We start from the raw sequence: 11,609 nt of genomic DNA, 5'->3' as shown, positions 1-11,609 counted from the left end.
GCCTGGTCCTCCGGGCTTCGTGAACGCCGGCCTTCTTCGCGGCCGGTCGGTGGAATACGCCGGCGCTTGTCCGCGCCATGTGGCAACGCGTCGGCAGCGATCACCGGGTGCAGACGACCTTGAGGCTGTTGACGTATCCGGTTCCTTGCAGCCAGCACGCCCGCACGCGGCCGCCGGCGTCGACGTTCCACAAGGTGTCGCCGCCGGTGACGATGGCGCCGCCGGAGGGTGCAGGAAGAGGGTCCTCGCGAGCCGGGCTGGTTTCCTGCTGAACCTGGTGCGGTTGTCGGGACCTCGACAGACCGCTGATAACGGTCACGCTGCCGTCGGCGCCCGGATCAGTGGAGACCACTTCGCTCTTGTTTCCTCGAATGACGATGATGTCCGCTGCCGAAGCCGGAGTTACGGATGCGAGCGCAGCATTCCCGGCAATCATATAGAACAGGAAGATTGATGTGGCGCCGTTCCTTGTTATCATTATCCGTCCCCATGTGTGTTTTTTTATTGGCCCGTATGAGTTATTGTTATGCCATTCTTGAGAGACCGTTCTTTTTACTGACAGAGGCTGCATGATGAGTGACAACGATCACGACGTCAATATAATCGAGACCGCCACCAATGCAGAGGCCTTAAGGGTGTTGGAGTTCTGGTTCGGGTCGTCCGCGGCCGGCGAGGAGACGCTGCCCGAGCGGAAGATCTGGTGGCGCCCTGATGCCGAGTTCGATGCTGCGTGCCGGAAAGGGTTCGCGGACCTCAGCGACCGCGCGCTGGCCGGTGAGTTCGACCATTGGGCGGAGACGGCGTCCGGCGCCTTGGCGCTGGTACTCCTGCTCGACCAGTTGCCGCGCAACATTCACCGCGGGCGGCCGGAGGCATATGCGGGCGACGACAAGGCCCGCACCGTCGCCGGCGGCGCCATCGCGCGCGGTTTCGATGCGGTCCTAGCGCCGGTGCAGCGTCTCTTTCTATATCTGCCGCTTGAGCATTCAGAGACGCTGGCGGATCAGGAGCGCGCGGTCCGACTGATCGCCGTCCTCGGCAACGACACCTGGCTCGACTTCGCCCGCCGGCACCGCGACATCATCGCTCGCTTCGGGCGTTTCCCCCATCGCAACGCGGCGCTCGGGCGCGCCACCACGGCGGAAGAAACGGTGTTTCTACAGGAACCCGGTTCGTCGTTTTAGCCGCCCCATGCCATCGTCGTTGATCTTCTGCGCATGCGCTCGTGGGCTCACCCTTCGACAGGCTCAGCTCAGGGTGAGATCTTTGCCAGAATGCCTCAGCGACCGGATACCACATGGTGAGCCTGTCGAACCATGAGCCTGCCGCGGGAGAATTGTACGACCGGCTCTTCGGGTTCGATGGCAGCTATTCGGCCGCTGACGTGGCGGGTTCTTCGCCGTGCTGCGCGGAACCCCGATCGTTCGACCACTCTTCCTCCGGGATCGCCAAGTCGAACGGAAAGCCGGTGGCGTGGGCATAGAGAACCAGGTCATTCAGCAACTCGGATTCCTTGTCGGCATTTTTCTTGTTGCGCCGGATCGACACCAGCTTGGTCAACGCCTGAACGTTGAAGCCGTCGGACTTGACCTCGGCCTTCAACTGCTTCAGGTCCTCGCGGAGCGTGTCCATGTCGTCCTGCAGGCGCTCCATGCGTTCGGCATAAGCAGTCAGTCTCTCGCCAGCGTCGGTGTTGCGACCGATCATCAGGATTAATCTCCGTTGGTTGCAGATAAAAGCCGGGGGATGAACGCGCGTCGCGGGCGCGCGATGCGGTTCCACGATGCGGTTCCACGATGCGGTTGCGGGGCGCGTTTCCACGCACCATAAAGCGGCGATGGGACGGGATCAAGAAGCGTCGGCGGGCACGTCAACCCAGCGGGGACTCGCGCCACCACGCTGGCTGATCGTCGGAATCGTGTTGTTGACGATCGTGCGCCTCATTACGGCGGCCACCGCCGGCTTCAGCGAAGACGACGCGTACTACCGCCTATGGGGACTGGCGCCAGCTTGGGGCTATTATGATCATGCGCCGATGGTCGGCTGGTGGGCGTGGCTCGGCATGGCGTTCGCCGGGGATACGGTGCTCGGAGTGCGCTTGCTGGCACCGCTGGCGACTGGATTTGGATCCCTCGTGATGTGGCGCATGGCGGCGCTGCTGTTCGACGACCGAACGGCGACCCGTAGTGTGCTTGCGTTCAACGCCATGAGCCTGGTGGCGATCGGATCGGTGGTGCAGACGCCGGATGTGCCGGCACTGTTGTTCACCGGCTTGGCGCTGTGGGCACTCACGGAATGGCTCCGCGGCGGAGGCGCCCACTGGTGGTTCGTCGTCGGCGCCATGGCCGGCCTCGGCCTGTTATCCAAGTACTCGGTGCTGTTTCTCGGCGCCGGCATCTGTCTCTGGTTGCTGGCGACGGCGCGGACGGGCTGCACTGGCGACGTGGCCGCCATGGGCAGGCGGATTGCTGGCGCTGGTGCTGTTCCTGCCTGTGGTCGGCTGGAATGCGACCCACGACTGGGCGTCGTTTGCCAAGCAGTTCGGGCGGCTGGTTCCCGAGCACGCGGTGACGTTACGTTATCTCGGTGAGCTGATCGGTGGCCAGATTGGGCTTCTCAATCCGCTGTTGACGCCATTCGTGGTGTGGGGGTTCGCGGCTGCCCTCAAGCGCGGCTGGCGTAACCGCGACGCCGGACTGCTGCTGGTTCCGCTGACGTCAGCGCCTTTCCTGCTCTACTCGGTCGTGCATGCCATGCATGACCGGGTCCAGGGCAACTGGCTAGCGACCTTGTACCCCGGGTTGGCAGTGCTCGCGGCATGGGCGTCCATGGAGGCCGAGGCCGCCGCACCACGACTCCGCCGCGTCGCGCAAGTGCTGTTCACGGTCGCGGTGTGGGCGGGCTTGACGACGGCTTTGGCGGTGTACGTCTACCTCGCGATGCCGGTGGCGCCGCTGCTCGGACGCCACGATCCGTCGGCGCAGATGCGCGGGTGGCCAGAACTGGCGCAGACGGTGGCGGCGATGGCGGATCGCAATGGCGCGGCGTGGGTCGCCACCACCAAGCATCAGACCACCGGTCAGCTCGCGTGGGCGCTCGGGGACAGGCTGCCGGTTATCCAGTTGACCGATCCGATTCGCTATGTCCACCTCGCCGCTCCGCCGCCGGAGGTGCTCCGCGAGCCCGCGATCTACGTGGAGCTGGAGCGGCGCGCTGCCGATGGCGCGGCGCTCGAAGTCTGGTTTCGCGATGTCCAGCCGATGGGCGTGATCGAGCGGTCCGTCGCCGGCCGGACACTGGCGCGCTACAGCGTCTGGCGGGTCAACGCGCTTAGCGAAAAGAGCCTGGCGACGCTGACCAAGCGGCGCGACAACGAGCGCTGATTGTGCCGGCGCTACGCGGCGGGTGGCGACTGCGGATCCGTTGTCAGCGCACGCTGGGACAGGATCAGGGCGAGCAGCACCATGTGTGCGAGCTGCCACCACGCCGCCCAGAAGGAAAAATTGAAGAGCCCCGCCGCCCAATATGCGGCGCTGGTGCAGCCGGCGGCGAGGACCGCGTCGTCGCCGCCGCGGATGAACGCGCGCGCGAAACCGGTCAGCAACAAAGCGACGAACACGAGGGCGGGAAGCGCACCCACCAAACCTGTTTCAGCCAAGATCTCGAGCAGCCAGTTGTGCGGGTGCGACGGCAGGTATTCGGCGTGCGGCGAGAGACCTGCCACGTGCCGACCGGCCCCCTCGACCAGGTTGATGGTGTTGATCCCGTAGCCGAGCAGGGGCTTGGTGAGCGCGACGTCGAAGGTGAACGACCAGATGAACTGCCGGTGGGGATCGACCAGCCAGGGCGGGAGGTAGGTGTCGACGCCCACCCCATTCTCCGGAGCGTAGGTCGCGACCAGCACGGCGACAGTGGCTGCGACGACGGCGAACGCGACGGCCGCGGCGGACACGATGGCGGGGCGCCGGCCGCTTCGCGCCGACACCACCACGCCGGCGAAGGCCGAGGCGCTGAGCAGCGCCACCAGGGGCGCGTGGGTCTTGGCGAGGCCGACGAGGAGCAGAGTGGCGATCGCGTACAGGACGGCGAAGGCGCGCCACACCGTTCCGAATCTCCAAGCGCTCCAGATGACCGCCGGCACGAGCAGCGCAGCGGCATTGGCAAAGGCTTTCAGACGATCGGCCGGTACGCTGGGCACCCAACCCTGAAAGCGGATGACGGACAAAATCTCGTCGGCGATGAGAAACGACGACAACGCCAGGCTGACCGCGATGAGCGCGGCGACGACCAGGGCCTTCCGCATCAGGTCATGGTGGCAGCGAAGGGTCGTCAGCATCGCCCAGAGCGCGGTCGCAGCCGCGACCATCCCGAACGTGCCGCCCAGTGCCTCCACCGTCAACGCCAGGTCGGGGGAGCGCACCAGGCTCGGGAGCCAGCACAGGACCACCAGCGCCAGGACGAGACCGGCAGGCGTGGTCGCGGCATCGCGCGCCGCTGGCCACCAGGCGGACGGCCTGACCATCGCCGCGAGGATCAGCAAGGAGACCGGAAACGTGACGCCTATCGCCGCCGGGCCAAGCACCAGAGCCGGAGCGGACGCCGACACGAGCACCACTGCGATACGATGTGGGACGGCGGTCTGCGCGAGGGAGCCCATGAGGGCGGACGCGTGGGTCATCCCCCGTCCATAGAAAACATGCCGCGCTTCCGCAACGAAAACGATCAGCGGCCAAGCGGCGCAACCAGCCAACGCGGCGGGCCGCGCTGCGCTATCCCTGCTTACGCGGCTTTGCGGCGTGTTGCGCTTCGATAACCCGCCCTTGTGGTTGCTACGCAGCTACAGCCGTACGGCGGAGTAGCGAACGCGCTATCCGCCATCGCCCGTGGCGACGGGCGCGCAGGATGCCGGATCAGTCGCTCTGGAAGCCCGCCGCCTTGTGGCTTCCGTCGCAAAACGGTTTGCTCTTGGATTGGCCACAGCGGCACATGGCGGCCTTGGCGCCGCGCCACCGCTTGCCGCTGTCGCTTGCCTTGATCACCACCGGGCCCTCGATCAGAAGCGGGCCGTTCTTCACCGCCCGGATCGTCAGGCGGCCGCTGCCGTCCGCCGCCGCGACTTCACCGGTTTCGGCGAGCACGCAGGCGTCGCGGAAGCCACCAGCGTCATGACTGCCGTCGCAGTAGGGCTTGTTGCGGGATAGCCCGCAGCGACAGAGGGAAACTTTCATGTGCAACTCGGGCGTGCTGCCGCGCCCGCTGTCGATGGCGAGATCGCCCCGCGCCACTAGTGGGCCGTCGCGGCTGACCGTCACCGTGTTGCTCTCGTCAGCACGTTCCTTATCGCTCATCGCCTTCTCCCTCCTTGTTCGTTGCGGCCATCGGCGGCCATGTCCACGAGAATCACCGGTCCCGGCGCGATCACAGGGCCTCGCCCCGCATCAGGCGCGGCAGTTCGCCGACGACGCCCATGGCGTGGCGCATGAACAGGGATTTCAGCGGCGGGATCTGGTTGACGGTGGCGAGGCCCAGGTTGCGGGCCAGTTTGATGGGGCCGACGTCGTTGGAAAACAGGCGGTTGAGGCCGTCGGTCATCGCCAGCATCAGGTGGTTGTCGAAGCGCCGCCATTGTTGATAGCGCGTCAGCACGTCGCCGCCGCCGATGTCGCCGCCGAAACGGGCGCAGTCCACCACCGCCTCCGCCAGCGCCGCCACGTCGCGGAACCCCATGTTCAGGCCCTGGCCGGCGATGGGGTGCATGCCGTGATATGCGTCGCCGACCAGCGCCAGGCGCTCGGCTGTGGCCGTCCGGGCGAACTGCAGCGACAACGGATAGCACCAGCGCCGTCCTTCCACCGCGACGGTTCCAAGAAAGTCGCCGAACCGCTTCGCCAGCTCGGCGGTGAAATCGCCGTCGTCGAGCGCCATGATCATCGGCGCCAGATCGGCCCGCTCCGTCCACACGATCGACGAGCGGTTGCCGGTGATCGGCAGGATCGCGAACGGGCCCGCCGGCAGGAAGTGCTCGTGGGCGATGTTGTTGTGCGGCCGCTGGTGGGCGACGGTGCAGACGATGCCGACTTGCGCATAGTTCCATCGTGTGACGCCGATACCGGCGGACTCCCGGATCTGCGAGCCGCGGCCATCGGCGGCGACCGCGAGACGCGCCCGCACCCGCCCCCCGTCGGCGAGGCGCGCCGCCACCCCGGCCTCCGTCCGCTCCAAATGTGCAACCCGGGCCGGCGCCAGCAGCCGCACCGACGGCAGGACGTCCATACGGGCGAACAGGGCGCTCCGGAGGATGCGGTTCTCTACCATGTGGCCGAATGGCTCGCCGCCCACCGCCTCGTGGTCGTAGTGCAGGAACATCGGGGAGCCGCCCTCGGAGACGCGGATGTCCAGCATCGGTGTCGCGGTCTCGGCGACGTGCTGCCACACGCCCACTGCTTCCAGAAGCCGCCGCGACGATAGTGCGATCGCCGAGGCGCGGCCGTCGTAGGCGGCGGACGTCACCGTCACCGCATCGACTGCGTCGACGACGACGATGTCCACATCGCACTGTCCAAGCGCGCACGCCAGCGCCGAGCCGACCAAGCCGCTCCCGACGATCAGCACGTCGGCGCGCAGGTCCACTTGTCCGGTAACGTGCGCATCACTCAGATGGAGACTCGGACCAGGGTCGGGCATGGCGATCCTCTCGTTCGACGCGAACGGAGATCTTGCGGGTCGCGTTCCCCCAGGTCAACGCCCGGAAGCCGAAGGCGACAAGTGGGCCGGCGATGTTTCCTTGCGCCACGACTGTCCGCGCTTATCTGCCCTAAGGCCGCCTGCCCTTCCATCCCCTGCTGCGCCCCGTCATGGCGTGCAGGGTCCATGACATGCGCGGCAATCCAGGAAGTGCCGCTGCAACCCCAAGCCATCATCTGTTGCGGGTTTCATCTAACGGTAGAAATCAACGATTTGAATGGTTTAGCTGCGGTTTTGCATACATTTGCATACATCCGCATACATTCCCGGCCCCGAATCCGGACACATTTTCTTTAGTTTCAGATACTTGCGCCGTGTCACCCTGTGCAGAACCGCATCAAGAACGTCCAAGACAAATGCGTTGCCGCGTCTTGCGGCGTCACATGACCGTTGCTCGAAACGTCATCACTCGCGCCAACTCTGATTAATTTCTGGGCAGATTCCAATCGCGCGCGCACACCGCTCGTTCATCCTGCCGGGAGGCCCCTTTCCAGCATTTTCAAGCTCCTCACCCGCCTCTTCGGGCTCTGGCACGGAAATTGAGGAGGAGGGTCTGTCTGCGCCTCCGGGGCGGCGACGGCGGTCGGCCAGCCTCTAAACCGGGTACGGCTCGGCGCGGCCGAGAAGGACACGAACGACAAGGACATGAACGAGGAGATCTGAGTGATGATCGGCACTATCAAGATAAGGAAGGTGGTTCGGCCCGTTGGCCTGGCGGCGATGATGCTAATGTCTCACATGGGTTTTGCGCTCGCCCAGGACACAGCAACCCTCGACACCGGCGATACGGCGTGGATGCTGACCTCGACCGCCCTGGTCCTGTTGATGACCATCCCCGGCTTGGCGCTGTTCTACGGTGGCATGGTGCGCCGCAAGAACGTGCTCGCGACCGTCATGCAGAGCTTCGCGGTCTGCTGCCTGATGACCGTGTTGTGGATGGTCGCCGGCTACTCCATCGCGTTTGGAGACGGGGGCGCCCTCAATGACTACATGGGCGGCTTCGGCAACCTGTTCCTGGTCGGATTGGCGCCCGATGCGCTCCAGGGCACCATTCCCGAATCCCTGTTCATGACCTTTCAGATGACGTTCGCCATCATCACCCCCGCACTGATCACCGGCGCGTTCGCCGATCGCATGAAGTTTTCCGCCATGCTGTGGTTCCTCGGCCTGTGGATGCTGATCGTCTATGCGCCGGTCTGCCACTGGGTGTGGGGCGGCGGTTTCCTAGCCGAAGAAGGGGTTCTCGACTTCGCCGGCGGCACAGTCGTGCACATCAACGCCGGCATCGCCGGTCTCGTCGCCGCCATCGTGCTCGGCAAGCGACACGGCTACGGCGTGGACAACATGGCCCCCCACAACCTCACCCTCAGCCTGATCGGCGCGTCGCTGTTGTGGGTCGGCTGGTTCGGCTTCAACGCCGGATCTGCGGTCGGCGCCAATGCGTCGGCAAGCATGGCGATGACGGTGACCCAGATCGCCACCGCGGCGGCGGCGCTCGCGTGGATGTTCACCGAGTGGCTCCTGCGCAAGAAGCCGAGCGTGCTCGGCATCGTCTCGGGTGCGGTCGGCGGTTTGGTCGCCATCACCCCGGCATCCGGTTTCGTCGGGCCGACGGGCGCCTTGGCCATCGGCATCATCGCCGGCGTCTCTTGCTACTGGGGCGCGGTGTGGCTGAAGACGACGCTCGGCTACGACGACTCCCTCGACGTGTTCGGCGTCCACGGCATCGGCGGCATCGTAGGCGCGGTGCTCACCGGCGTGTTCGCGGTGGAAGCCATTGGCGGCACCGCCGGCGCCATCGAGGGCAACGTCGGTCAGATCTGGACCCAGATCGTCGGCATCCTGGCTACCATCGTCTACTGCGCGATCGTCTCGTTCATCCTGCTCAAGGTCATCGACCTGGTGATCGGCCTCCGCGTCGACAAGGAAGCCGAGATCACCGGCCTCGACCTCAGCCTCCACGGCGAGACCGTGCACTAAGCCCGCGATTCCTACCCGGGCCGGGGAGTAGGGGCGGACCCGATCTCCGTCCATCGTTGCATCCCTCGGCGACTGGGCCGAAAGGGTCACCCCCTTTCGGCCCTTTTTCCGTCGCCGACGAATCGCCCGCGGTTGTCGTTTCCGGCACGCGGCACCTTGTAGCACGGAGGTAGCGATAATTCTGCAACACTGTTCCCGCTTCGACACCGGGAGACTGCGCCGTGGATTGCGTCAACGGCGCAGTTCCCTTTTGAGACGCCTGATTTTCATGGGACAGATGCGCCGGCCGATCCCAACATCCTGCATCAAGGCCGCTTGCTAACGTCGCAGAAATACCGCACTCTTGCGCCCACACATGGCTCGCTTGACGATGATCGGCCCCGACTCCGTGCTTCCCGTGGCAGTGCGGGCATGGATGTCGCGAAGGCTCAGCGAACTGACCGGCATGACCCTAATCATGGCGTGCGCTGTCGCGCTCGCCGCCTTGTTCAGCTACGACCCGGCAGATCCGTCCTGGAACCACATCACCGACGCGGCCGCCCACAACCTGCTCGGCCGATTCGGCGCGTTTGCCTCCGACGCCATGGTGCAGACGGCCGGGGTGGCCATCCTCATTCCGGTGATCACGCTCGCCGTGTGGGGCTGGCGGTTGATGCACAAGCGGAGCGTCCCGCTGCTGCGGCTGCGGCTCCCCGCGCTGGTGGCGGCAACGGCGTTGGTCGCTGCCGCTCTGGCGCTGCTGCCAACGCCACATGCCTGGCCGTTCGCCACCGGTAGCGGCGGCCTGATCGGCTTCCTGTTGCTGCAGGGCATCGCGCGGTTCGGGCAGGCGCTGCATCCGGCGCTGGCCGCGACCGGACTGGCACTAGGGTGCGGGATCGGCGGCGCGGTGCTGTGGTCGTGGGCCCTCGTCCTCTCGCGAGGCGAGTGGCAGGCGCTGGCGCGGCTCCTGACGGACGCCGTGCGCGCCGTGCCGCGTATTGGCGGCGAAGCCCGGAGAATATTGGCCAGCGCCCGCTCGCTTGTTTCGGCCCGATCGCTCTGGCTCGCGCATCGCCAGCCGGCCTTCGCGCCGCCGCGACCGAGCCTGGTCGAGGATCCCGCCGACGCGCTGGCGCCCTCTTCGACAAGGGCGGCGGCCCGCGACCGCGATGACGAGGACCTGATCGCCCCAAAGGCGCCAAAAATAAGCAAGGGCCGCAAGTCGGACGCCGGCCGTCAGCCGCAATTCGCGTTCGATGCCGACTACCGTCCGCCGCCGCTCGATCTGTTGCGGGCGCCGCCGCGCACCCGCGGCTCCGAGGGGATCAACCGCGACAGCCTCGAGCAGAACGCCCTGATGCTGTCCTCCGTGCTCGAGGACTTCGGAGTTCGCGGCGACATCGTAAAGGTGCGCCCCGGTCCGGTGGTCACCCTCTACGAGCTGGAGCCGGCGGCCGGCACCAAGACGTCGCGGGTCATCGGTCTTGCCGACGACATCGCCCGCTCCATGAGCGCCGTTTCGGCCCGCGTCGCCGTGGTCGTCGGCCGCAACGTCATCGGCATCGAACTGCCCAACAGCCGCCACGAGATGGTGTACCTCCGCGAGCTTCTGAGCGCCGAGGCGTTCGAGCGCCACACCGGGCAGCTCGTCCTCGCCCTGGGCAAGGACATCGGCGGCGGGCCGGTGTTCGTCGATCTCGCCCGCATGCCGCACCTGTTGATCGCCGGCACCACCGGCTCCGGCAAGTCCGTAGCCATCAACACCATGATTCTGTCGCTGCTCTACCGGCGCCCGCCGGACGTATGCAAGCTGATCCTGATCGATCCGAAGATGCTGGAATTGTCCGTCTACGACGGCATCCCCCACCTGCTCGCGCCGGTGGTGACCGACCCCGCCAAGGCCGTCGTGGCCTTGAAGTGGACGGTGCGCGAGATGGAAGAGCGCTACCGGATGATGTCGCAGCTCGGCGTCCGCAACATTGCCGGCTTCAACGCCCGTGTCGTCGAGGCGCGCGACAAAGGCGAGAAGCTGGTGCGCCGCGTCCAGACCGGCTTCGACGACGACGGCCGCCCGGTTGTCGAGGAACAACCGCTCGATCTGGAGCCGCTTCCGTTCATCGTCGTCGTCGTCGACGAGATGGCGAACCTCATGCTCGTCGCCGGCAAGGACATCGAAGCCGCCGTCCAGCGCTTGGCGCAGATGGCGCGCGCCGCCGGCATCCACCTGATCATGGCGACGCAGCGGCCCTCCGTCGATGTCATCACCGGCACCATCAAGGCCAACTTCCCGACCCGCATCAGCTTCCACGTCACCTCCAAGATCGACAGCCGTACCATTCTCGGCGAGCAGGGGGCGGAACAGCTTCTGGGCCAAGGCGACATGCTGTACATGGCGACCGGCGGCCGCATCACCCGCGTTCATGGCCCGTTCGTCAGCGATGAGGAAGTGGAAGACGTGGTGCGCGACCTGCGCGACCAGGGCGAGCCGCAGTACGTGCAGGAGGTGACCGAAGGCATCGAAGAGGATGCGGCCTGGATCACCGGCGAGATCGGCGAGGCGGGCGGGCCGTCAGGCGACGATCTCTATGACGAAGCCGTCGCCATCGTGTCGCGAGAAGGCAAGGCGTCGACCAGCTTCGTGCAGCGGCGCCTGCAGATCGGCTACAATCGCGCCGCGCGCCTCATCGAGCGCATGGAGGCCGAAGGTCTGGTGAGCAAGCCGGACCGGGTCGGGCGGCGCGAGGTGCTGGTCGGCGAGCGCGCCGTTTAACCTGCACAACCGCCGTTGCGCAAGGCGAAGCAAACCTCGATGATCATCGTTGCGAGGAGGCGAAGCCGACGAGGCAATTCGGACGGCGACGCCGCATAAGCTCTCCCGATTGTTCACGCGATCGCTGCGCAAC

10 protein-coding genes are annotated in these 11,609 nt (G+C 66.2%); 5 read left to right on the top strand and 5 right to left on the bottom strand.

Translation table 11 applies throughout. The features are described 5' to 3' along the window. Positions 1 to 100: 100 nt before the first annotated feature. Positions 101 to 478 (bottom strand): hypothetical protein, encoded by a 378-nt coding sequence (locus IPM60_15955; protein ID MBK8909305.1) that lies wholly within the window; start codon positions 476 to 478, stop codon positions 101 to 103. A gap of 94 nt (positions 479 to 572) precedes the next feature. On the opposite strand from IPM60_15955, the gene IPM60_15950 reads away from it, so the two are divergent. Continuing rightward, entirely contained in the window at positions 573 to 1,184 is a 612-nt protein-coding gene (locus tag IPM60_15950) for a DUF924 domain-containing protein (protein ID MBK8909304.1), read from the top strand. A gap of 184 nt (positions 1,185 to 1,368) precedes the next feature. On the opposite strand, the gene IPM60_15945 is transcribed toward IPM60_15950, so the two are convergent. Continuing rightward, complete coding sequence (locus tag IPM60_15945; GenBank protein ID MBK8909303.1) at positions 1,369 to 1,707, bottom strand: DUF2312 domain-containing protein; 339 nt, start codon at positions 1,705 to 1,707, stop codon at positions 1,369 to 1,371. A gap of 130 nt (positions 1,708 to 1,837) precedes the next feature. On the opposite strand from IPM60_15945, the gene IPM60_15940 reads away from it, so the two are divergent. Both IPM60_15940 and IPM60_15935 read left to right on the top strand, forming a co-directional pair. Beyond that, positions 1,838 to 2,590: a glycosyltransferase family 39 protein gene (locus IPM60_15940; protein ID MBK8909302.1), complete on the top strand. Its 753-nt coding sequence runs from the start codon at positions 1,838 to 1,840 to the stop codon at positions 2,588 to 2,590. Further along, a complete protein-coding gene (locus tag IPM60_15935) occupies positions 2,478 to 3,383 on the top strand; it encodes a hypothetical protein (GenBank protein MBK8909301.1) in 906 nt (301 codons plus the stop codon). Before IPM60_15940 ends, IPM60_15935 begins: the two co-directional genes overlap by 113 nt. Before the next feature lie 11 nt (positions 3,384 to 3,394). Here IPM60_15935 and IPM60_15930 read toward each other — a convergent pair whose 3' ends face one another. The 3 genes from IPM60_15930 to IPM60_15920 form a co-directional block, all read right to left on the bottom strand. Continuing rightward, entirely contained in the window at positions 3,395 to 4,678 is a 1,284-nt protein-coding gene (locus tag IPM60_15930) for an O-antigen ligase family protein (protein ID MBK8909300.1), read from the bottom strand. A gap of 232 nt (positions 4,679 to 4,910) precedes the next feature. Continuing rightward, positions 4,911 to 5,348 (bottom strand): CDGSH iron-sulfur domain-containing protein, encoded by a 438-nt coding sequence (locus IPM60_15925; protein ID MBK8909299.1) that lies wholly within the window; start codon positions 5,346 to 5,348, stop codon positions 4,911 to 4,913. A gap of 70 nt (positions 5,349 to 5,418) precedes the next feature. Next, entirely contained in the window at positions 5,419 to 6,684 is a 1,266-nt protein-coding gene (locus IPM60_15920) for a UbiH/UbiF/VisC/COQ6 family ubiquinone biosynthesis hydroxylase (GenBank protein ID MBK8909298.1), read from the bottom strand. Positions 6,685 to 7,410: 726 nt separating this feature from the next. On the opposite strand from IPM60_15920, the gene IPM60_15915 reads away from it, so the two are divergent. Together IPM60_15915 and IPM60_15910 are read left to right on the top strand one after the other, a co-directional pair. Next, complete coding sequence (locus IPM60_15915; GenBank protein ID MBK8909297.1) at positions 7,411 to 8,724, top strand: ammonium transporter; 1,314 nt, start codon at positions 7,411 to 7,413, stop codon at positions 8,722 to 8,724. Between the two features lie 355 nt (positions 8,725 to 9,079). Next, on the top strand, positions 9,080 to 11,476 hold the full coding sequence (locus tag IPM60_15910; protein MBK8909296.1) for a DNA translocase FtsK 4TM domain-containing protein: 2,397 nt from the start codon (positions 9,080 to 9,082) through the stop codon (positions 11,474 to 11,476). Positions 11,477 to 11,609: the final 133 nt, after the last annotated feature.

The sequence above is a fragment of the Rhodospirillales bacterium genome (assembly GCA_016710335.1).
In the GTDB taxonomy this organism is placed as follows: Bacteria; Pseudomonadota; Alphaproteobacteria; order Rhodospirillales; family Defluviicoccaceae; genus JADJXQ01.
This window is presented reverse-complemented; position numbering and strand designations above follow the sequence as displayed.

What these genes read in the sequence shown, in the direction of transcription:
- IPM60_15955 (MBK8909305.1), bottom strand. Translation starts at nt 478, where the DNA reads ATGATAACAAGGAACGGCGCCACATCAATCTTCCTGTTCTATATGATT.
- IPM60_15950 (MBK8909304.1), top strand. Translation starts at nt 573, where the DNA reads ATGAGTGACAACGATCACGACGTCAATATAATCGAGACCGCCACCAAT.
- IPM60_15945 (MBK8909303.1), bottom strand. Translation starts at nt 1,707, where the DNA reads ATGATCGGTCGCAACACCGACGCTGGCGAGAGACTGACTGCTTATGCC.
- IPM60_15940 (MBK8909302.1), top strand. Translation starts at nt 1,838, where the DNA reads ATGGGACGGGATCAAGAAGCGTCGGCGGGCACGTCAACCCAGCGGGGA.
- IPM60_15930 (MBK8909300.1), bottom strand. Translation starts at nt 4,678, where the DNA reads ATGACCCACGCGTCCGCCCTCATGGGCTCCCTCGCGCAGACCGCCGTC.
- IPM60_15925 (MBK8909299.1), bottom strand. Translation starts at nt 5,348, where the DNA reads ATGAGCGATAAGGAACGTGCTGACGAGAGCAACACGGTGACGGTCAGC.
- IPM60_15920 (MBK8909298.1), bottom strand. Translation starts at nt 6,684, where the DNA reads ATGCCCGACCCTGGTCCGAGTCTCCATCTGAGTGATGCGCACGTTACC.
- IPM60_15915 (MBK8909297.1), top strand. Translation starts at nt 7,411, where the DNA reads ATGATCGGCACTATCAAGATAAGGAAGGTGGTTCGGCCCGTTGGCCTG.
- IPM60_15910 (MBK8909296.1), top strand. Translation starts at nt 9,080, where the DNA reads ATGGCTCGCTTGACGATGATCGGCCCCGACTCCGTGCTTCCCGTGGCA.